Genomic DNA, 20,617 nt, shown 5'->3' with positions numbered 1-20,617 from the left:
CGGGCCGATGCGCGAGCGTCGGCCCATGTTCCCGATCCGCGACCACAACCCGTCCGAGCGCACGCCTTACGTCACCTATGCGCTCATCGCGTTGAACGTGGTGATCTTCCTGAGCTACTGGCCGCTCTTCAACGACGAGCGCGCGCTCGCGGCCTTTTACGACACGTGGGGCATGCGCCCGATCGAGATCGTCAATGGGATCGAGACCTACACCTTGTTGACCTCGATGTTCCTGCACGGCGGGATCATGCATTTGGCGGGAAACATGCTGTTTCTCTACATCTTCGGCGACAATCTGGAAGAGGAGATGGGCCATTTGGGCTTTCTGCTCTTTTATCTGCTCGGCGGGCTCGGCGCGGATTTGGGACAGGTTCTGGCGAACCCGTCCAGCGGTGTGCCTGTTGTCGGCGCCTCCGGTGCGATCGCGGCGGTGATGGGGGGCTATCTCCTTCTGTTTCCGAAGGCCAAGGTCGATATCCTGATCATCATCGTGATCATCTTCAAAATCTTCCCCGTTCCCGCGTGGGTGATGCTGGGGGTCTGGTTCGCCCTGCAATTGTTCAACGGCGTCTCAAATCTTGGCATGACCGGGGGTGGCGTGGCCTATTGGGCGCACGCAGGCGGGTTTATTGTGGGCTTCGCTTTGTGCCTGCCGCTGTGGCTCAGGCGCGGTGGCCGAGACTATTGGCAACGCACCGACGGCCATCCGCCGCACCCGGAGGCCAGCTACAACAGTTCTCTGCCCAAAGTGATCCGCCGCAAATGAGCGCAGCTTTCGCCGTTGTTCCCTATGGCGCATGGCCCACGCGCGGTATCGCGAAGATGCCGCTCGACGCCTTGGAATGGCCGTTGGGCCGCCCCGATCGTCTGGCGACGGGCTGCGTGAGCGATATGGCGGCGACCGATCACCTGATCACCTATCCACGCAAGCCGATGTTCTACCTGCCGTGGTTCGGGGTGCGTGCACAGGTCTCGGTGATGATCGTCGAGCCTGACAGCAACCATGCTCACCACCTGAAGTCCGCTCGCCGCCTGCATTGGCGCTTTCACCGTGTCCTGACGAAGAACAAGGCGACTTTGGCAGCCGTGCCGAACGGCATCCGCTTCGTGGCGGGTGATACGTTCCTGAGCGACTTCGACCAGATCGACACCACCAAGTCCAAGGACGTCTCCCTCATCGCCTCGGCCCGCAATGATCTTGAAGGCCACAAACTGCGCCATTCGGTCGTCGAGCGCATCCGCGCGACAGGTCTGGACGTCGATATCCTTGGCCGTGGCTACGCGCCGTTCGAGCTCAAGGAGGACGGGCTCGCGCCATACCGCTACTCCGTGGTGATCGAGAACTCCCGCGAGCCGTCCTATTTCACCGAAAAGCTCATCGACGCGCTCATTTGCGAGACCGTACCGATCTACTGGGGCGCGCCCGATATCGCGGAGTATTTCGACGCAACGGGCCTTATGATTTGCTCGGATGCGGACGACATCATTGCAGCACTTGCACGGATCAGCCCTGATGATTACGCCGCGCGGGCGGATACGATTGCGGCCAATCGGGCGGTTGCGATGAACTATGCGAACACCAACAAGCGCGCGGCAGAGGCCGTGCGGGGAAGCCTTACATGATCATCGCGCGTATCTTCGGCGGCCTCGGCAATCAGCTGTTCCAATACGCCACCGCCAGAGCGCTGGCCAAACGGGCCTGCGCGCCGCTTTGGCTTGATATCCGGCTTGCACCGCCCGGAGATCATTGGGAGTTCGCGCTGAACCATTTCGCCATTGAGGCGAAGATTGCGCAGCCGGGCGAGTTGCCGCCGGACAAGAACTCAAAGCTGCGCTACGCCGCGTGGCGATACCTCGGGGGCAGTCCGAAATTCACGCGGGAGCGGGGCCTGGGCTTCAACGAAAACATCCTCTCGTTGCGAGGGGACGTCTACCTCCACGGCTATTTCCAGTCGGAGAGGTATTTCGAGGATTTCCCGGGCTTGCGTCAGGAGCTGACGATCAAGACGCCGCCCAGTGACGAGAACAGGCGTTGGGCCGATGATATTCGTGCGGTGCCCTCGGTGTCCTTGCATTTGCGCCGCGGCGATTACCTGACGGCGAAAGGCGCCGGGTCGCACGCGTCATGCGATGCCGCCTATTACGAGCGCGCGCTGAACCACGTGGCCGAAAAGATGGATGCCGAGCCCAAAGTCTTCGTGTTCTCGGACGACCCAGACTGGGCGCGCGACAACCTGAAGCTGCCGTTCGAGATGCGCGTGGCGGGGCATAACGGGTCGGACAAGCATTACGAGGACATGCGGCTGATCTCGATCTGCCGGCACAACATCATCGCCAACTCGACGTTTTCATGGTGGGGGGCTTGGCTGAACGACAACCCCGACAAGGTGGTCGTGGCGCCGAAGGTCTGGTTCGCCAACCCGAAGCTGGCGAATCCCGATATCACGCCCGAAAGCTGGATACGCCTCTAGGCGCGCTCGGAATATTCCATCGTTTCGGTGTCAACCACGATGGCTTCGTCCACGCCCACGAAGGGCGGCACCATGATACGCACGCCATTGTCGAGCACGGCGGGCTTGAAAGACTTTGAGGCGGTCTGACCTTTGATGACCGGCTCGGTCTCGGTGACCGTGCAGGTGACTTTCTGCGGCAGGGAGACGTTCAGCGCTTCGCTCTCGTAGTATTCCACGACCGCAACCATGCCATCTTGCAGGAAGGGGCGGCGCTCGCCCAGCAGGTCGGCGGGCAGCTCGATCTGCTCATAGGTCTCGCTGTCCATGAAGGTCATCATGCCGTCGGTCTCATAAAGGAATTGCTGGTCCTTTTGCTCCAGCCGGACCCGCTCGACCTTGTCGGCGCTGCGAAAACGCTCGTTCAGTTTCGAGCCGTTGCGCAGATTCTTCATCTCGACCTGGGCGAAGGCACCGCCTTTGCCGGGCTTCACATGGTCCACTTTGACCGCAACCCACAGGCCGTCATTGTGCTCCAGCACGTTGCCGATCTTGATCTCATTGCCGTTGATTTTTGGCATTGTGGCATTTCCTTGACGAAAGCTTGATGAAAATTGGAACAACCCTATATCTGGGGAGTTAAGGGGAGACAAGGTGACTAGATAGGGTTAGGGGTTTGTGAAAGCTATGCGCGCAACGCATACGTGCCATTCCTAGAATGCAATGACGAATCGGCAAATACCTGTCACAAGGGTCGCCACGCCCAGATAGCAAGAGCAATAACAAAGGAAACGAAATGGCTGCTGATTTCGTTGATGGCAACGCTTTCAACTTCGAACAAGGTCAACGCGCCCGCAAACTGTTTGCCGCCGTTGTCTTGGCCGCACTTGATGATGCAATTGCGGATGACAAGAAATATGGGAACGGCCCCGAGCAGATCGCTCGTTGGGCGCGCTCACGCGATGGCCGTGAGGTCCTGAGCTGCGCCGGGATCGACCCGAACGAGCGGGTCGTGTCCGGCCTGATGGCTTTCGTCGGCAACGGCGTGCGGACCTCGGTCGCGCTGTCTCGCGAAGAGAGCGAGCGCCGCAATCAGGCCGAAGCTGCATAACGCCTGTTGCATATCACTTTGAAAAGCGCGTCCCTCGGGGCGCGTTTTTTCGTTTCAGCTCACCATAGAGCAATTTTCAATTGATAAAGTTGGTACCCGCGGCCGGACTCGAACCGGCACGGCCATACGGCCCAAAGATTTTAAGTCTCATGTGTCTACCATTCCACCACGCGGGCACGGGGCAGGGTGGCGCGACCCTAGCGGTGGGCCGCGCGCGCGAAAAGCCTAAAGCTCGACCTCTGGCACAGTTTCTTGTGGTACGGGGGGCAAGGGGGTGACCCGGTTGCGCTCCGGCAGCCAGGGGTTCAGCTTCAACGCCTCCCTCAGCACCAGCTGCCCCTCGCGGTCGCGCCCCAGCTGGATCAAAGCCAGCGCCCGCCCGGTCAGCGCCCCGATATGATCGGGCGTGATGGCCAGGGCGCGGTCCAGATCTTCCAGAGCGATTTCGTAGTCGCGCCCGATGAAATTGATGAAGGCCCGCTGGTTATACCCTTCGGCATAGCCCGGGCAGTAATCGATCAGGGTGTTGAAGTCTTCCAGCGCGCCGCGCAGATCGAAGGCCTGCCGCCGCTCCATCCCGCGCTGCAGGATTTCCTGAGCGGTGGTGTCCGGCGCGGTGCCCCAAATGTTCCATAGCTCGTTTGAATACTCGCGCGCGACCGTCTCATTCGGCGCGTCCGCCAAGAGCGCCATCAATTCTGTATGCCGTGCAGAGCGTTCGGGGTTCGGCGGGCAGGCGGCCTGTGCGGCGGTCGTCAGCAGAAGGCAGAAGATGAGAAGCAATCGCATGCGCCCATCGTTGCCAGACAGCGCGCGCCGGTCAAGATACGCGTGATCAGCTTTTCGTGGGGGTCCACATTTGCGCCCGCCAGTGGTAGCCCCTTTGTCATGTTGAACCGCCCCACCTTGCCCGAGCTCCGCGTCACGGCGTTGTCCCTGGTGGTCGGCGGCCTCGGCGCGGCGCTGGGCTGGCTGGTATCAATGCCGCTTTATCTTCTGACCGGACCTGCGCTCCTGGTCTCGGCCCTGTCGCTGCTAGGGTTTCGCTTCGCCATCGCCACGGGCGTGCGGGACGTCGCCTTCCTGTTCATCGGTATCGGTGTGGGCGCGGGCGTCAACGCAGACGCTGCCGCGGCCGTTCTGCGCTGGCCTGTGGCCTTCGTGGCGCTCGCCATCATGCTGGTGATCGCGATGGCCGCATGCCGCGCGTTGCTGGTGCGCGGGTTCGGGTTCGAGCCGCGCACGGCGGTGCTTGCATCGGCGCCGGGGCATCTGAGCTTCGTGCTCGCGCTGGGCGAAAGCTACCGTGTCGACACCGCGAAAGTGGCGGTGGTGCAATCCGTGCGCCTGTTGCTGTTGACCCTCGCCGTGCCGGTGATCGCCGCAATCATGGGGCTTGATCTTTCCCAGGGCATGCTGCCCGCGGGCGCGGAGTTGAGCCTGCTCCATCTCGCCATCCTATGCGCGCTGGGCATCACTCTGGGCTGGTGCCTCGAGCGGCTGTGCGTGCCCGCGCCGCTGCTGATCGGGGCGATGATTGTCTCGTCGCTGGGGCATCTGAGCGACCTCGCACCGGGCGTGCTGAACCCTCAGTTGACCTTGGTCTGTCTGGTGGTGATGGGCACGCTCATCGGCTCGCGTTTCTCCGGCACCACGCCCGCGCAATTGGCGGGCTATGCGGGCGGGGGCACCGCAATCACTTGCCTGACCGTCGGGCTATCCGTGCTGGCAGCGGTCCCGATTGCGCTTTGGCTGGGAATGCCGATCCCCCATGTATTGGTGGCCTTCGCACCGGGTGGTCTGGAAACAATGATCGTCATGGGGGCGGTGCTGGGGGCGAACCCGGGCTTCGTGGCGGCCTGCCACGTGGGCCGTCTTTTGATCCTGAGCATTCTGATCCCGAGCTTCACCGCCCGGGCGGGCTCAGACTTTTCAAAAAAGTCTGATCAAAACTCTTCTTAAGAGTTTTGCCGCCTAGGCGCGTACGCCTGCGAACCGGGCCTGCCAGTCTTCGCGCTGCTCGTCGGTGATCTTGGCGAAGAGGACCTCCGGTACGGTAAATTCGTGGCCGGGCGCGAGGGCGGACAGGGCGACATTCATGTCCTCCGGCCAGCTGGTCTCCAGCGTGTTCATCCCCATCAGCATCTTCGCCGAGGCCGTCGGGATGAACGGCGCCGACAGCACCGCATAGACGCGGATCAGGTTCAGCGCGAGGCGGATCTGCGCCGCGGCGCGGTCCGGGTCCTCCTTGAAGGTCGACCACGGGGCGACCTCTTGCAGATACTCGTTGCCTGCGACCCAGATGGCGCGCAGCTCGGCGGCCGCCTTGCGCACATCCATCGCCTCCATATGGGCCTCGTAGGCGCGGGTGCGGGTTTCGAGCGTCGCGACCAGATCCTCCTCATCGGGACCGGGCAGCCCGCCCGCAGGCACAGCAGGTCCGAATTTCGCGTTGCAAAACTTCGTGACGCGGCTGACGAAATTGCCCAGCACATCGGCCAAGTCCTTGTTCACTGACGCCTGGAAGTTATCCCACGTGAACTCGCTGTCTGAGGTCTCGGGCGCGTGGCTGAGCAGCCACCAGCGCCAGTAATCCGCATCGAGGATTTCCAGCGCCTGATCCATGAAGATGCCGCGGCCCTGGCTGGTCGAGAACTGCCCGCCGTCATAGTTGAGGTAGTTGAACGACTTGATGTAGTCGACCAGCTTCCACGGCTCGCCCGAGCCCATGATCGTGGCGGGGAAGCTTAGCGTGTGGAAGGGCACGTTGTCCTTGCCCATGAACTGCACGTAACGCACGTCATCCGCGCCCATGTCGGTGCGCCACCAGCGCTGCCACGCGCTGTCGTCCATATCGCGGGCATCGGCCCATTCCTTGGTCGCGGCAATATATTCGATAGGCGCGTCGAACCAGACGTAGAAGACCTTTCCTTCCATCCCTGGCCAATCCTTTTCGCCATCCTTGACCGGCACCCCCCAGTCCAGATCACGGGTGATCCCCCGGTCGCGCAGGCCGTCGCCGTCATGCAGCCACTTCTTCGCTATGGACGTGGTCAGCACTGGCCAGTCAGCCTTGCTGTCGATCCAGGCATCCAGCTGATCCTTCAGCCTGGACTGGCGCAGGTACAGGTGCTTGGTCTCGCGCACCTCAAGATCGGTGGAGCCCGAAATGGCCGAGCGCGGCTCGATCAGGTCGGTCGGGTCGAGCTGCTTGGTGCAGTTCTCGCACTGGTCGCCACGGGCTTTGTCATAGCCGCAATTGGGGCAGGTGCCCTCGATATAGCGGTCGGGCAGGAAGCGGCCATCGGCGTTGGAATAGACCTGCTTCTCCGACACTTCCTCAATGAAACCATTGGCCTTTAGCTGGCCCGCGAAATGCTGGGTCAGCGCTTGGTTTTGCGGGCTCGACGAGCGACCGAAATGATCAAAGGACAGCCCGAAGCCTTCGGCAATTTTGCTTTGGGTCTCATGCATCTGCGCGCAGAACTCGGCCACCGGCTGGCCCGCTTTTGCGGCCGCCAGCTCTGCGGGCGTGCCATGCTCGTCGGTGGCGCAGATGAACATCACCTCATGGCCGCGTGCCCGCATGTAGCGCGAGTACAGATCGGCGGGCAGCTGCGAGCCCACCAGGTTTCCCAAGTGCTTGATCCCGTTGATATAGGGAATGGCGGATGTGATCAGGATACGGGTCATGGGCGTCGTCCTTGGCGATGGTCCGCGAGATGTAGCCTAAGCCCGGGCTGCCTGCCAGTGTCGGATTTTGAGTATTTCGGCCAAAACGAAGCCCTATTTACGGTCCCGCTGGCGCCGCAGGAGCCTTCCGATGGTGAACGAGGTGCGCGGCGCATAGACATAAGGTGTTCGATCTCTGGGCGTGGCCCGCACCCTCATACGGCTCAAGCCGAAGACGACCAGCAACGCGTGCCCGCCCGCCATCAGGATGAACAGGGCAGAGGGGCCGAACGCCTCCATCAAGGTTGAGGCCACGACGGGTGAGGCGATGGCGCCGACCGCGTAGAAGAACATCAGTGCTGCTGACAGCTCAACCCGTTCCTCCGACGTGGCGAAATCATGGGCGTGGGAGGCGGAGACGGAATAGATCGGAAAGGTCGTCAGCCCGAACAGCACCGCCGCAATCATCACGGCGACCGTGCCGCCCGTGCTCGACACGACCGTGACCGCGCAGGAAAAGATCGCCGCGGCGCTCATACCGATCAGGACCCAGCGGCGATCGAACTTGTCGGCAAGCCAGCCCGCCGGGATCTGCGCAACTGCGCCTCCGGCGACGAAGGCGGCAAGGAAAAGCCCGATCTGGTCGGGGCGTAGCCCCACTTCCTGACCGTAGACCGGTCCGATCATACGAAAGGCCGCCGAAGACAGGCCCGCCACGATCACGCCAGCGACGGCGAGCGGCGAGCGCGCCCAGGCCAGCGCCGGGCGCAGGCGCGGGGCGGCAGGGGTCTCGGGTGGGCGGGCCGTGGTCAGGGTCAGTGGCAGCAGCGACGCGCAGCACAAGAGCGCCAGCAGATTGTAGGAGACGTAGCTCGCAGGCTCCAAAACGCCGATCATCAGCTGCGCCAGCAGTGACGCGCCCATGTCCACCGCCCGGTAGGTGCCCATCGCGCGCCCGCGGGTCTCGTTGGTGACTTTTGATTGCAGCCAGGCCTCGATCACCGTGTAGCAGCCTGCGACGCACAGACCGGAGGCGACCCGCATCAGCGCCCAGGCATAGGGGTCGACCACGATCATATGGGCCAGCAGCCCGATGGCCCCCATGGCCGCGAAGGCGGAGAAGGCGCGCGAATGTCCGACCGACCCCATGGCGCGCGGTGCAAACCAGCAGCCGATGAAGAAGCCCACGAAATGCGCTGATCCTAGCAGGCCAACCTCGGCGCGGGTGAACTCCAGCGCGAGCCCCGACAGGGCGTCCAACGGGCCCACCGCGCCGGAGCTGAATTGCAACAGGGCCACGGACAGGAACAGGGCGGCAAAGGAAATCAGAAGGCGCATGGGGCTCGCGGTGGTAGGACACCCCCGCCTTGCGCCCGCCGGTTGGCCCAAGCAAGCGGTTTTTCGTCAAATGAATGTCGCTTTGTGCCTTTATGGCTTTTCTCATGGCGCTGGCTGAGACATGCTTGGCCCATTGTTTGAAGATATTTTGAAGGACGACCCGTCGATGATTACAGCGAAGCAATACGGCGCGATGATGCGCCAGCAGGGCATCAACTGGCCCGCCCCGGCGATTGGCCCGGCCGATCTGGCGCAGCCCGGCATATCCGTCTTTCAGATCGGCGGGCGCGATCTGGGCAATGCCTTCGTGCTGTCCCGCAAGGGGTGGGCGACGGTCTACGTGAAGCCCACCTACACTGGCTACCGCAAGGCGTTCGATGCGGCGATGCCCGCGACCTCCCAGGGGCGCGAGGTGGATCACCTTTGGCCCAAGTCGAAGGCGCAGAAGGGTGACTTTCTGGCGCTCGGGCGGATCAGCCAGCTGTCGAATGGGGGTTGGAACGACGACGAGACGCATCAGGCCATGGCGCAGAAAGTGCGCAATATGTCCACGAAGAACCCCCATGGCTTCGTGTCGCGGCTCACCGACCTGGAGCGCGGATGGGCGGTCGTGACCTGCTACATCCGACCCTTGAAGGAACTGCGCCAAACCGCGCTGACCAAGGCGGATGCGGGCGATCTAGGCTAGGGCAACCCGCGCGATGATATCGAGGTCGATCTCGTCGCGCACCAGATCAGCGTAGCCATTGGCGCCGAAATCGGATCGCCGGACCTGCCCCTTGACCCGAAAGCTCAACCGGCTGAGATCGCCGGGATCGGAGCCCGCGCGCCGAAAAAGTGCGGCGTTGAGCGTTACCGGCTTCGTGACCCCGCGAATGGTGAGCGCCCCGTCGATCTTCGCGCCGTCCGATAGGCGGCCCTGACCGCCAAGACGCACGGCGGTCGAGCGGAAGCGGATGGTCGGATGGCGGCGCGCGTCCAGCACGGAAGCCGCCTTGAGCGCCTCGGTCGCGAAGATCATGCCCGCACGGGCCCGGGTCACGTCGACGACCACGTCGATGGAGGAGCGCTGCAGCGCCTCCGGGTCGATGATCACCTTGGCGGATTTCACGGGCATCGAGCCCTTCGTGGCGACGCCCGCGAGCGTGTAGACAAACCCCACTTCGGATTGTGCGGCCAGCAGGGCGTAGCGCATCGGTGCCGCCCCCGCGGCAAGGGGGTGTGCCGCTACGGGAAGGACGGCAAGGCCCGCAATCAAGGCGCGGCGGGTGAGCTGAGGCATGGGTGTCTCCGATCTGCGTCTTGAGTTAATACACCGTCCTCGCCGATTTGGATGCACACGTGCTGTCACGGCTGCGTTTGCGCTACGTGGGGCGTGTTGGTGCTTGGCGGGTTTTCGGACGAAGCGGTCGTTGGAATACGAGCCGCAGATCATCGGGCCGGGCGAAGGGCGGACCATACATCTCACAGATCGCAAAGCAATGTGTGAGAGGCAAGCGCCCCAAGCGAGTGCCTTCGGCCTCATTCTGGGTAGTTTCAAAGCGAGGTTTGGAACACACTGAGCGACTGTTTCGCCGACGATGCTGTCCCAAAGGCTGATCGCGTTAATATTTAGTTTATTCTGAGGCTTGCGAGGCGAATAAACTACACAGTGTTTTTCTCTGTTTAGAGCTAAATAAACTAAAAAATTGACAATATTTCGAATATCTTAAAACATGCTTCTTAGTCGATATTCGACCGCGCGACCTTTAGGCGTTTCGGAATGTTCTACTTGTTTAATTGTACTTGGGGTGCCAAATGACTAAATTTACACAGAAAATAAAGTTCGCTGTTGCGTCCGTAGCAACGAGCCTTATTGTCGCTAGCGCTGCGAGTGCTTCAACCTTAGCAAATTTTGTAGCAGAATTTGATGCTGCTGATGATCTTCTTCGACTATCCGGGGACATTACGAGCACTGCTTCCACTTTTAGCCAAATCGGATTTGACTGGGACGGTGCATTGGATGGCTTCGACTTTTCCAGCGCGACACTTGTGAGCAGCAATTTAGGCGGATCGATAGGCACACCAGTGGGTGCAACTTCGGCTGGGTCTTTTGGAGTTGTAGGGATACCATCAGCGCCGTTGACCGCTCCAGTGAGCTTCGACTTCCTGGTTTCTGTTTCGGGGATTGATGGTCTTTTTGCGACTGAGTTGATAGACTTTGTAATTTGCGATGTATGCGCGCCGGGTTCTTTGGGGTTTGAAAACATTCAAGACGTTGGGACGGCAGTTGCCGCCGATCTGGAAGCGCCGTCTCCGGTACCGCTACCCGCTGCAGCTTGGATGCTGTTAATAGCTCTCGGGAGTCTTTTCTCATTTAAAAGACGGGGTGCCTAGAACGTCCGATGGGCGAGGCCAACTGTTTGGCTGCACTTCTGGGTGGCCTCTTCTTCGCTTAGGAGTTTTTTCGATACCTTGAAAGTCCAATTTGGGCTCACATCAGACATCCGCAATCGTGCCGCTGCCATGTGCGGCAGGACGTTTTTTCGCATCTTTGCTGCCCTGACTTAGACGCGGATGTCGGCGTCTTGGGTCGCCTTGGGAGTGATCACCTCCGGCCCGCGCGCGCCCAGGGCCAGCCGCCATTGCGCCGGGGGCGCACCCCGGGCGCGTAGCCGCTCCAGCAGCCAGCCGCGGCGGGCGGCACTGTGGCGCGGGGTCATGTGCCAGCGGCTCTCCACCCCCGGCGCGCCGCCGGTGATCTGGCCGTCCCGGTCGGTCTGCGCGTCGTGGCGTGCGCCTGTCCGCCCTGTTGCGGGTAGTCGACACATGGCACGAAGACGTCCACCCTGATCTGAGGTGGTTCGACGCGCTGGACGCAACGGAGACCTTGGATCAAAAGTCGATCTCGCCGGGTGAGGCGCTGCACGGCGCTCACCTCCTGTGGCCGAATGTGACGCGGCAGATGTCGCCCGACGCGTATGAAACCTTTGCCTCCTTGTTGGCATGCGACGCCCCGCTTGTAACCAACGATGGTCGGGCCGCGGTCTTGCACGCGTTGCTCAGCCTGCGCTTTGGATACTGGTATCTGTACGAGCCGATCCTGCACGCGCTTCAGGCCGCAGCCACCGATGAAGGCGCGAGTTTCGCCCCCTTCCTGTCTGCCGCGCGTGCCGTGCCTGCGCTCAAAAGCGGCTGACCCATGCTACAGGACAACGCTCACACCGCAACCAACCGTGGCGTCACCCAAGCCGCCGCAAACGCCGCCGATGCCGAACGATCTGTGGGTGCCGTTGAGGGCGTAGAACAGGGTTGCCGGGGGTGGGTCGAACTGGACTCGCGCTACTGGCATGTCAACGACCTTGGCGTCAGCGCACGTATCGAAGTGCATCGGATCACCGGCGGCATACCTGGCGGAAACGACGAGGCGACAGAGTTGGTCCAAACGCATGAGTTGCACTATGAAGCCGAAGCCGGCGAACGCCTAGATGAACCATCCTCCCCGGCTGAGGCTTTGACGGACGGGAATTGCCGCATCTTGCTGGGCGGCGAAGACGGGTTCGAAGCCGGGGCGTATTACCGCCTGAAGCTGACTCCGCGCGACAATCCGGATCAAGCCCGCAAATTCGTCATTCTGCCTGCGGTCGTCGCAGATGATGATGTGACAAGCGTGCCCGAAGGCACACCTGCCGCTGATCTGGAACAACGACGAGCCATCGCAGACGACACCACTGGTCAACGGAGCGCGCCATTGACCCTTGCCACCACGGTTGACCGGTATATGCGCGTGCCTGACGGAAGTCCGTCGAGCGCTGCGCAGTGGACAACCACACCGTTTGTGATGCCCTGCGCTGAAGCCACACAACCACATCAGATCGATCTGCGCTGGATTCATTTCTTCAACCCGCGCGATTTCATCTATGACCATCTCCTCGATCTCGAAGGGGGGGGTGTGAATGATCCCGCGGATCGCGGCGGCGCGACAAACAAGGGAATAACAATCGCAACCTGGCAACGCTTCTCTCAAACGCTGTTTGGCATTGCCGGCACGGTCGAGACACTCAGAAACATCACCGACGATCAGGTCTATGAAATCACTTTGGCGGGATATTGGCGTCAATTCTGGTGCGACAGGATCAACCAGCACGATATCGCGATCCAGTATCTGGATACGTGCTTTAACGGTGGTGGCGTGAATGTGCTACAACGCGCGATAAACCGCGTGGCGAATGCACAGGGCAAACAGAACTGGACAACCACCGTCGATAGTTCAATGGGGTTCAACACGCTGAAACAAGCCAATCGCATCATAGAATGCGGACATACCAGGGATTTTTATGTGGCCTACAGGGAAGAGAGAATTGCGCGTTTTCATCGGATCGTGGCGAACAACCCCAGTCAGCAGCGTTTCATTAGAGGGTGGATCAACAGGGCCAATGACTTCGATGCATTCTAGAATCCGTTCCCTGGCCACCGTTTTTCTGCTGTTTCCCGCCGCGCTTTTTGCCGATGACCCGTCGACGACAAGCTGGGTGGCGATGTCTACAGACCCGAGTGTGTTCGATGGCAGCATAATCATCTCGGAGGACGGAAAAAAGCGTAGCCTGACCTATTCATTTGTTTATGACGCGCAAGTTATCAATTCGAACATCGACACCCCGGTACCGATGCAGGCGACCACCGAAGCGTGCTGGATTGGGGACGTGCCGAACGAATTTGCCCCTTCGGACGCGCTGCCAGTGGAAGTGCTGTTCTGTGAGCGTGGCGATCGCGCGTATTGGGCGCTACTGGCAAGCGGCCCCCGCGCCGCACGGCTGCCCGCCTGGCTTGAACTTGAAAGCTGGTCTTCGGACTAACACCGGTAGCAACTCTGCCAACCGCCGTTTCTTCAGCCGTTTCACGGGCGCTGCGGATCTCCACCATCGACCCAGCGCATGACCGCAGCGCGGACGGAGCCGACCTTTGCAGGTGCGGCTATTGCTCACGCAGAAAACCCTCGCGACTGCAGCACAAGAAACTCTGCGACCAGGGAGATTTTCCCAAAGCCGCCATTTATCAGAGCCATTTTGATCCAAAACAATCCACTGTTTCACCGCACCCGTAGTATGTTAAATACGTCTGACCGCATGATTGCCGGACGTCACCAACATTTGATCAATCACAAATGGATTTCACAGATGCCTTCACAGCCTCGGCTGAAAAAATGTTGTCCATCCATCCATCCTTGAAGATCACAGGTTCGGCCTCTTCGATGGCTTTCATACAGCCGTCCGACAGCTTGCCACCGGGCTGGACACCGAAGGCCACGGCCAAAAGGATCGTCAGGTGGCCAAGCAGGAAGTCCTCTGCCGCCTGATAGGGAATACCCCGGCGCGCGGCCTCATCCGTGGCGTCTTTCAAGACTTTGGCAAAAGTTGCCCCGACTGATTCCGACAACGCCGGTTCCAGAAGAGCCATTTGCTCGACCGTCACACGGTGAGACCGCATGACAGGGCCATAGAAGACCCGGGCGATTTCCTCACATTTTGCATAGTGTTCTTCCGGACCTTGAGCCAGGGCACATACGATGTGTTGCTTTGCCGCGATGCCACCGAAGTAGTCGGTCTTGGCGTCCGTTTCAGTTTCGTCGTTGAACAGCGGCGGGTGGCAAGGGTGCGCAACGAAATACGTGATGTCGTCGCGTTCCGGCAAAGTGTCGGCGTGGGGTGCTGCGGCATCCAGCATGATCACGGCGGTGCCCGGCTTCAGCTCGTCCACAAAACCTGAAAGCACCTTGCCAATAGCCCGATCCGGCACGGCGAGGATCACGGTGTCCGCGGCACTCAAGGCTTGCCCTTGTTCTACACACGTCAAACCCGTTTCAGCTTGGAGCCGGGCCTGACCCTCAGGGTTCACTTCTACGGGAAGCAGGTCATATGGCGCTTCCTTGAGGTTCATGGCCAGACGTACGCCCATTTTACCGCCTGCGCCGAAGAGAGCGATGCTTGTCATGCTTTTGTTCCTTTTCTTTGTGAGGCTTGCATCAAGCATCCCCTGATTTAGCGTGAATGAAGAAGTCGGGGGCACCCATCTGGCCACCCTTCAAAGTGACTTCGAGGCCATCGATCTTTGGCGCGCGAGCGCTGTGGATACGGCAAAGAGGTGCGCCCGGTGCGAGGGGCGCTACTGCCGACAAGGCCTCGGCGTGCAACGCCGTCAGCGCGTGGCCTGACGTATCCCCACCGCCGATTGCTGCGCGTGGCAGGCCTGTTTCAAGCCGGATTTCTGCAACCAGATTGCCTAAGGCTCGACCCAAATTTTCATTGGCTTCGGCATTGCTGATCCCGGCGCGATCTATCGCCTCGGACATGCGTGCGAGGGAAGGATCGTTTGGTCCACGGGCAGAGGTCACCAGAACATCTCGGCCTTCGGACAGAAGCTGCAATGATGTTTGTCGCACGCGATCCGTCTCGGCTTGCAGCGCGTCCGGGTCGACCGCCTGCGTGGCATCAAAGTCGAGTATCTCGAACCCTTTGGCCTGAGCAAAGTCAATCTGCGCTGCGGTCGTCGGCGCGCAGGACCCGGAGACGGCAAAAAGCTGATCAACCGGGGTGAGCCGTGGCGTAGCGTGTTCCTGCGCAAGCTGGCCCGAGGCGCGCCAATGGGCGACAAGCGCGTATTCCACCCCTTGTGACCCAATGGCGAAGGATGTGTCGCCTTCCGCGATTATGCGTCCGGCTTCCTGCAATGTCGCGTCGTCCATCGCATCGAGCGCAATGATCTCAGCACCGCTGGAGATTGCTGTCCTCAACGCGGTATCCGCCTCGCCGGTTGTCATGGTACGGAAATCGACACAACCCATTCGCAAATCGGTCTGGCGGGACAAATGCCGTCCCAGATCGGCTTCATCCATGGGCGTTATGGGATGGCGAGACATGACCGGGTGGCGGTCAAGGCGATGCACTCCATCCCCCGCTGCCGCGAACAAGTTCCCAAAGATCTGGTAGCGCCCGATAGCAGGAGCGCCGACCACAAGCGGTATCCATTCGGGATTGAATATCTGTTTCCCCAATTCCGCCGCTGCTCCAATAGAGCCTGTTTCGGGCGCACTGTCGAAGGTCGAGCAGACCTTGTAGTGCATTAAATGCGCGCCAAGCTTTTTCAATCCTTCGAACACTGTCGGTAAATGTGCCCGCATCCAGGCTGGATTTTTAGAACGCGCCACCCCTGCCACCCCGACAGCCTGCAACTCAGGAAAGCGGGACAAAACCTCCTCGCCCGGCGCCTCCAGGAACAACATCGTCGGAATACCCGCAAAACTCAGCACCTCCATTACCGCTGAAGAGCCGGTGAAGTCATCGCCATAGAATGTGAGCAGCGGGGCGGTCACGATTAGTAGGCCTCCAGGGCTGCGGCAAGGGCTGGGTGATCCTTGGCATAATCCTGCACTTCAATGCCGGACAGGGCCGCGTCATAGGCCTCCCGCATCGCCATCACACCCGCAGCAACGCCATCCGGGTGCGCGACTACGCCGCCACCTGCCGTCACGAGCAAATCGGGCGATCCGGCTGCTGCCAATGTGGCTGGTGCCTGATGCACGGTCTGGCCGGAAGAAAAGACTGGTACGGCCCGCATGGGGTTGGCCTCAAACATAGGATCAGACAAGGACCGTGCCGAAGCGATGACGCTGTCATTGTCTTCGGTGAACTTGTTGTCGATCCCGTTGACGTGCATGTGGTCTGCACCAGCCAAACGCCAAAGCTTAGACCATGCGGGATAGGCCCAACCAAGCACCGGGGACCGCGTGAGCGCGCCCCAGCCACAACGATGCGCGTGGATCGGCAGCTCCGTATGACGGCCAAGTGCGATCATGCCCGACATACCGACCCCGGTGACGCTCGCCATGATACAGGTGCCGCCTTCGGCCAGAACCAGATCGTGGCGGCGGCGCATCTCGTCAATTTCGCCGGTCAGGTTAAAGGCCACCATCGTCTTCTTGCCTGTCCGGTCCGCAGCCGCGTTGACCGCAGCCATCACGGCATGGACCCGATCATCGAAGGGGCACGCGGGGCCGTCGGCCTGTAATTCGTCGTCCTTTATAAAGTCGATGCCGCCTTCGCAGAGTTCGGCAGCTAACGCACCCGTCGCTTCGGCACTTAATCCAACGCTGGGTTTGATGATCGTCCCGATCAACGGTCGGCCTTCGACACCGGCAAGTCTGCGTGTACCATCCATCCCGAACTTCGGCCCCGGATAGGCCGCCGCGAAAGCCGATGGCAGACGAACATCCAGCAAGCGGAGGCCGGAGAATGGCTTCAGCTCAAAAAGGTTGCCCGCGATCGTTGCGATCAGGTTCGGTAAGGATGGTCCGAGATTGTCCAAGGGCCATGACAGGGTGACGTGTGCCTGCTGGTAGACTTGGCCGTCTATAGTTTGACCTGACCCTGGCAAAGATGGTGCTTCAACCGTGCCCAACAACTCCAAACGCTCAACCCGTGCTGCAGCGCGTTCCTTTAGTTCGGGTGTCTCCCCCGGAACCGGACGGAACGTGCCGGAAGACTGCTCGCCCGCCATGATTTCCGCGGCTTGTTCGGGGGGATATGCCGTTTCAATCAGGTAGTCGGCTTCAATGCGAGTGGGATCGGTCATAGGAACAACGTCGTGATTTGAGGCACAAACAGGATCAGCATCAAGACGACAATCTGAATGCCAATGAAGGGCAAGAAGCTTCGGAAAATCTGAGGCAGCGTGATATGCGGTGGGGCGACGGATTTCAGGTAAAATGCAGCACCGCCAAATGGGGGCGACAGGAAGCTCACCTGCATGTTCACGCAGAACAGAACGCCGAACCAAACCTGCACCGCGAGTTGGCTATCAAGGCCACCAAAGAGGCCAAGCTCATCACGCGGCAGCTTCAGGACAATAGGCAAAAAGACCGGCATGACCAGCAGCACAATGCCCGTCCAGTCCATGAAGGCCCCCATAAATAGAAAGACAAGCATCATGATCAGCAGAACGCTGAGCGTCGAGATGTCCATTCCAACAATGAGATTGGCAACGTATGTCGGACCGCCCGAAAGCGTGTAGGCACCTGCGAGCGCCGTTGCCCCGATGGTGACCCACATGATCGTGCCTGTGGATTTGAACGTGCGCATCGAGGCTTCTTGAAGAATACGCCAGGAAAACTCGCCGCGAATGATGATCAACAGCAAGACAGCAACTGAGCCGATTCCGGCAGCCTCTGTAATGCCTGTGACGCCGCCATAAATGGACCCAAGCACGACAAACACGACCAGAAGCGGGGCTACCATGCCCTTACCGCTATCCCACGCGGCTTCGGCAGTTTGTAGACCGATCCCGAAGACCAGCAACCCGACCAATCCTGCCGACACCGCGCCTGCTTTCATCAGATAGCCCGCGCTTGCATAGCTCGTGTCTTCGTCAACAAGCCCGGCGGCATTGAAGTACACCCCCCGTGCCACCATGATCGCAGCGGCAGCCGCGACAATGATCAGGATCAGAGACAGGCCATAAAGGCGCTTTTGCGGGCCAGTCAGATCGCCTTCGCGTGGTTCGGGCAATGGGGCAAGATGCGGTTGTAGGTTGGTGCGGATCAGGATGTAGGCGATGTAACATCCGGCCAGAATAAAACCCGGCACAAAGGCTGCCTGAAAGAGCGCGTGGATCGAAGTATCGGTGATCAGCCCGTAAAAAATCAGAACGATGGATGGCGGGATCATCGTGCCAAGACTGCCGCTCGCGCAGATCGTGCCGATGGCGAGGTTTTGATCATAGCCCAGCCGCAGCATTTGTGGCAGCGCGATCAGGCCCAGCAATACGACTTCGCCCCCGATGATGCCAGACATGGCGGCCATGACTACAGCCATCAAGGCGGTCACCACGGCGATGCCACCACGGGTGCGGCTCATCCATTTCTCAAGCGTATCATACATGTCCCGCGCGATGCCGGAGCGTTCGAGCAGATTGGCCATGAATATGAAAAGCGGTACGGAAACCAGCACATAGCTTGTCGTGATGCCGTAAATCCGTTGGCCGAGAAGGTTCAACGGACCAGTTCCGAAGTTGCTGAACAGCAGGTCCGGCCCAAATTTCATTACCATGACCACGACGGCCAAAAAGCCAGAGGCGAAGCCTAAGGGCATACCAATCGCCAGAAGGACGAGCATGCCCATCAGGACGACCAGAGATATCGTTCCAATGTCCATTTATTCGGTCCCCTGGCCGGGTTTTGCTTTTTGTTGGCTTACGTCGGGTGTCTGGCCAGAATGACCCTCTGCTCCACCTGCTGGCCGGGCTGCTAGATGGTCTTCTCCCAAGTCCTCAAGAAGATCCTCAATCCCTTCAACGAACTGCCGCTCGCCTTGGTCCTTGTTCCAGTCGTAAATCAGGTTTGAGATCGCCTGCAGCGCAAGCAGCGCCATAGTCACAAGGATCAAAGGTTTGATGGTGGCGGGAATGGGAGGGTTGAATTTGGTACCAAAGCGCTCCCAGGTCATCAGCTTTTCGAGCGCCTCATCGAAGCTGCCCCAGATCAGTGCAAAGGCAAAAACACAAATGCAGATGGTTGAAATCACATCGAAGGTGCGGCGCAGCCAACGCGGAGCCAGATCGTAAAGAATGAAAATGCGGATGTGACTACGCTGCTGCATAGAATAGAGACCGGCGAACATATAAACCGCTCCCGCAACCCAGAGAGACGTTTCGTTGACCCAAAGCGTCGGGCGCTGGAATACGTAACGAAGGACGACTTCAAATAGAATGATTGCCACGATGAAGGCAGGCAGCCACATGGTGACCCGGCTGATGGCCCAAATGAGTTTGTCCAGCGGACCCGTTGTTTCGTGTTCAACCACGGTTATTCCCCCCAATCAGCCGGTTCAAAGCTGAGCGCGCGATGGCTGCATTGGCGACAGGTGCCGCCAATGCCAATTGCTTTGTCGAAAGCTCGGGTTACTCGACCAAGCCGATCCGGCGCAGGAAGGCTTCATGGCTTTGAACCATCTTTGTGGCTTCCGGTGATTTTGCGCCCCATTCCTGCCACGCAGCCTGCGCGGCAGCGCGGAAGGCCGCACGGTCTTCTGCAGACCAGTCATAAGTTGTGACGCCCATCTCTGGCATCTTGGCCAGGGCTTCGCCGTTCAGGACCAGCGTCGAGATCATCAAGTCCATCGCGACGTTCTTGTAGGCCACTTCGATGATACGGCGCTGCTGGTCGGTCAGACCTTCCCAAACGTCAGTGCGGCAGGCCAATTGGTCCGATGACATGGAGTGGAACCCAGGGAAAGTGGTGTGCTTGGCCACATCATAAACACCGATATTCAGGTTCGTCGCCAATGTGGAGGCGTCCGCACCGTCAATGATGCCGGATTCGAGAGCGGTAATGACCTCGGTGAAATCCATCACGATCGGCGAAGCGCCAAGCGACGCAAAGATGTCAGATTCCATGCCGGGAGGAGAGCGGAACTTGAAGTCTTTCAAGTCTGCCACACCACGAAGCGGACTGGTTGAGTTCAACGATTCCTGCCCGCCGACATGCGCGCCGATGAAGGTCATGCCATGGGTTGCATAGAGCTCGTTGATTGCCTCGCGACCACCGCCCTGCTCAACCCACGCTTGATACTGTAGCGGCGTATCGTAACCGCCCATCGTATCTGCCACGAATTGAAACGCCGCGTTCTTACCTGTCTGGTAAGAACCGTTCGTCATGTCGCAATCAAGGATTCCATTCTTCGCCGCGTCGAAAGTCTCGGCTGATGGAACAACAGACGAAGAATAGAACATCTCGATCTGCAAATCGCCGCCGGACATTATCGCAACGTCATCAACGAATTTCTGAATTGCAACGCCGTATGGCGACGATTGGCTTTGGTGGTTTTGAATCCGCAGCGTGGTCTGTGCGGACGCCACGGTGCTCAGCAAGGCAGTTGCTGCTACTCCGGCCAACAGAGTTTTGGTCATGGTCTTGAGCATAATAGTCCTCCCTAGTGCTCTCATGTTCGGGCCCCGTCGGCTTGCTGCCGATCCGCGGTAACGCTGGTTCCGGTTCCCGTGTCGAAACGAGCCTTGA

The 20,617-nt window shown here is 60.0% G+C and carries 22 protein-coding genes and 1 tRNA gene; 10 read left to right on the top strand and 13 right to left on the bottom strand.

Annotated elements, in window-relative coordinates; all coding sequences use genetic code 11:
* Positions 1-25: 25 nt before the first annotated feature.
* Genes C8N43_RS07265 through C8N43_RS07255 form a run of 3 tightly spaced genes read left to right on the top strand, consistent with a single transcriptional unit; the run spans position 26 to position 2,471 of the window.
* Entirely contained in the window at positions 26-766 is a 741-nt protein-coding gene (locus C8N43_RS07265) for a rhomboid family intramembrane serine protease (RefSeq protein ID WP_107844960.1), read from the top strand.
* Positions 763-1,623, top strand: coding sequence for a glycosyltransferase family 10 domain-containing protein (locus C8N43_RS07260; RefSeq protein WP_107844959.1), 861 nt, complete (start codon positions 763-765; stop codon positions 1,621-1,623). The genes C8N43_RS07265 and C8N43_RS07260 overlap by 4 nt, the downstream gene beginning before the upstream one ends.
* Complete coding sequence (locus tag C8N43_RS07255) at positions 1,620-2,471, top strand: alpha-1,2-fucosyltransferase (protein ID WP_107844958.1); 852 nt, start codon at positions 1,620-1,622, stop codon at positions 2,469-2,471. The genes C8N43_RS07260 and C8N43_RS07255 overlap by 4 nt, the downstream gene beginning before the upstream one ends.
* Here the strand turns inward: C8N43_RS07255 and efp are convergent.
* Complete coding sequence (efp, locus tag C8N43_RS07250) at positions 2,468-3,031, bottom strand: elongation factor P (RefSeq protein ID WP_107844957.1); 564 nt, start codon at positions 3,029-3,031, stop codon at positions 2,468-2,470. The genes C8N43_RS07255 and efp overlap by 4 nt on opposite strands.
* Positions 3,032-3,246: 215 nt before the next feature.
* Here efp and C8N43_RS07245 point away from each other — a divergent pair, with 215 nt between their 5' ends.
* Positions 3,247-3,561 (top strand): DUF6280 family protein, encoded by a 315-nt coding sequence (locus C8N43_RS07245; protein ID WP_107844956.1) that lies wholly within the window; start codon positions 3,247-3,249, stop codon positions 3,559-3,561.
* A gap of 90 nt (positions 3,562-3,651) precedes the next feature.
* Here C8N43_RS07245 and C8N43_RS07240 read toward each other — a convergent pair.
* Together C8N43_RS07240 and C8N43_RS07235 are read right to left on the bottom strand one after the other, a co-directional pair.
* Positions 3,652-3,737 (bottom strand) — tRNA-Leu (locus C8N43_RS07240).
* Positions 3,738-3,786: 49 nt separating this feature from the next.
* Complete coding sequence (locus tag C8N43_RS07235) at positions 3,787-4,350, bottom strand: tetratricopeptide repeat protein (protein WP_107844955.1); 564 nt, start codon at positions 4,348-4,350, stop codon at positions 3,787-3,789.
* 117 nt (positions 4,351-4,467) lie between these two features.
* On the opposite strand from C8N43_RS07235, the gene C8N43_RS07230 reads away from it, so the two are divergent.
* Positions 4,468-5,523 (top strand): AbrB family transcriptional regulator, encoded by a 1,056-nt coding sequence (locus C8N43_RS07230; protein ID WP_245912939.1) that lies wholly within the window; start codon positions 4,468-4,470, stop codon positions 5,521-5,523.
* Positions 5,524-5,535: 12 nt separating this feature from the next.
* Here C8N43_RS07230 and metG read toward each other — a convergent pair whose 3' ends face one another.
* Positions 5,536-7,254 (bottom strand): methionine--tRNA ligase, encoded by a 1,719-nt coding sequence (metG, locus tag C8N43_RS07225; protein ID WP_107844953.1) that lies wholly within the window; start codon positions 7,252-7,254, stop codon positions 5,536-5,538.
* Between the two features lie 93 nt (positions 7,255-7,347).
* Positions 7,348-8,571 carry an MFS transporter gene (locus C8N43_RS07220; protein ID WP_107844952.1) on the bottom strand — a complete coding sequence of 408 codons (1,224 nt, stop codon included), beginning with the start codon at positions 8,569-8,571 and terminating at the stop codon, positions 7,348-7,350.
* Between the two features lie 133 nt (positions 8,572-8,704).
* Between C8N43_RS07220 and C8N43_RS07215 the strand changes: the two genes are divergently transcribed.
* Positions 8,705-9,259 carry a hypothetical protein gene (locus tag C8N43_RS07215; RefSeq protein WP_158269937.1) on the top strand — a complete coding sequence of 185 codons (555 nt, stop codon included), beginning with the start codon at positions 8,705-8,707 and terminating at the stop codon, positions 9,257-9,259.
* On the opposite strand, the gene C8N43_RS07210 is transcribed toward C8N43_RS07215, so the two are convergent.
* Entirely contained in the window at positions 9,251-9,853 is a 603-nt protein-coding gene (locus C8N43_RS07210) for a YceI family protein (protein WP_107844950.1), read from the bottom strand. The genes C8N43_RS07215 and C8N43_RS07210 overlap by 9 nt on opposite strands.
* 515 nt (positions 9,854-10,368) lie before the next feature.
* Here C8N43_RS07210 and C8N43_RS19440 point away from each other — a divergent pair.
* Positions 10,369-10,947, top strand: a complete 579-nt coding sequence (locus tag C8N43_RS19440) for a VPLPA-CTERM sorting domain-containing protein (protein ID WP_146174181.1) — start codon at positions 10,369-10,371, stop codon at positions 10,945-10,947.
* Between the two features lie 170 nt (positions 10,948-11,117).
* Here C8N43_RS19440 and C8N43_RS19435 read toward each other — a convergent pair whose 3' ends face one another.
* Entirely contained in the window at positions 11,118-11,381 is a 264-nt protein-coding gene (locus C8N43_RS19435; RefSeq protein ID WP_146174180.1) for a hypothetical protein, read from the bottom strand.
* Between C8N43_RS19435 and C8N43_RS07205 the strand changes: the two genes are divergently transcribed.
* The 3 genes from C8N43_RS07205 to C8N43_RS07195 are packed head-to-tail and all read left to right on the top strand — an operon-like array spanning position 11,363 to position 13,406.
* On the top strand, positions 11,363-11,749 hold the full coding sequence (locus tag C8N43_RS07205; RefSeq protein WP_146174179.1) for a hypothetical protein: 387 nt from the start codon (positions 11,363-11,365) through the stop codon (positions 11,747-11,749). The genes C8N43_RS19435 and C8N43_RS07205 overlap by 19 nt on opposite strands.
* A 3-nt stretch (positions 11,750-11,752) precedes the next feature.
* Positions 11,753-13,006 carry a glycoside hydrolase family 108 protein gene (locus tag C8N43_RS07200; RefSeq protein WP_107844948.1) on the top strand — a complete coding sequence of 418 codons (1,254 nt, stop codon included), beginning with the start codon at positions 11,753-11,755 and terminating at the stop codon, positions 13,004-13,006.
* A complete protein-coding gene (locus C8N43_RS07195) occupies positions 12,987-13,406 on the top strand; it encodes a hypothetical protein (protein ID WP_158269936.1) in 420 nt (139 codons plus the stop codon). Before C8N43_RS07200 ends, C8N43_RS07195 begins: the two co-directional genes overlap by 20 nt.
* A 298-nt stretch (positions 13,407-13,704) precedes the next feature.
* Here C8N43_RS07195 and C8N43_RS07190 read toward each other — a convergent pair whose 3' ends face one another.
* The 6 genes from C8N43_RS07190 to dctP all read right to left on the bottom strand — a co-directional run bounded on the left by C8N43_RS07190 (position 13,705) and on the right by dctP (position 20,520).
* On the bottom strand, positions 13,705-14,541 hold the full coding sequence (locus C8N43_RS07190) for a phosphogluconate dehydrogenase C-terminal domain-containing protein (RefSeq protein ID WP_107844946.1): 837 nt from the start codon (positions 14,539-14,541) through the stop codon (positions 13,705-13,707).
* Positions 14,542-14,572: 31 nt separating this feature from the next.
* Entirely contained in the window at positions 14,573-15,919 is a 1,347-nt protein-coding gene (locus tag C8N43_RS07185; RefSeq protein WP_245912938.1) for a four-carbon acid sugar kinase family protein, read from the bottom strand.
* A gap of 2 nt (positions 15,920-15,921) precedes the next feature.
* Positions 15,922-17,178, bottom strand: coding sequence for a ribulose-bisphosphate carboxylase large subunit family protein (locus C8N43_RS07180; protein WP_107844945.1), 1,257 nt, complete (start codon positions 17,176-17,178; stop codon positions 15,922-15,924).
* Complete coding sequence (locus tag C8N43_RS07175; protein WP_107844944.1) at positions 17,175-18,755, bottom strand: TRAP transporter large permease; 1,581 nt, start codon at positions 18,753-18,755, stop codon at positions 17,175-17,177. Before C8N43_RS07175 ends, C8N43_RS07180 begins: the two co-directional genes overlap by 4 nt.
* On the bottom strand, positions 18,756-19,403 hold the full coding sequence (locus C8N43_RS07170; RefSeq protein ID WP_107844943.1) for a TRAP transporter small permease subunit: 648 nt from the start codon (positions 19,401-19,403) through the stop codon (positions 18,756-18,758).
* Positions 19,404-19,500: 97 nt separating this feature from the next.
* On the bottom strand, positions 19,501-20,520 hold the full coding sequence (gene dctP / locus C8N43_RS07165; protein WP_245912937.1) for a TRAP transporter substrate-binding protein DctP: 1,020 nt from the start codon (positions 20,518-20,520) through the stop codon (positions 19,501-19,503).
* Positions 20,521-20,617 lie beyond the last annotated feature (97 nt).

This window comes from Litoreibacter ponti (assembly GCF_003054285.1).
In the GTDB taxonomy this organism is placed as follows: domain Bacteria; phylum Pseudomonadota; class Alphaproteobacteria; order Rhodobacterales; family Rhodobacteraceae; genus Litoreibacter; species Litoreibacter ponti.
The sequence above is the reverse complement of the archived record's forward strand: the minus strand, read 5'-3'. Positions and strand labels throughout refer to the sequence as shown.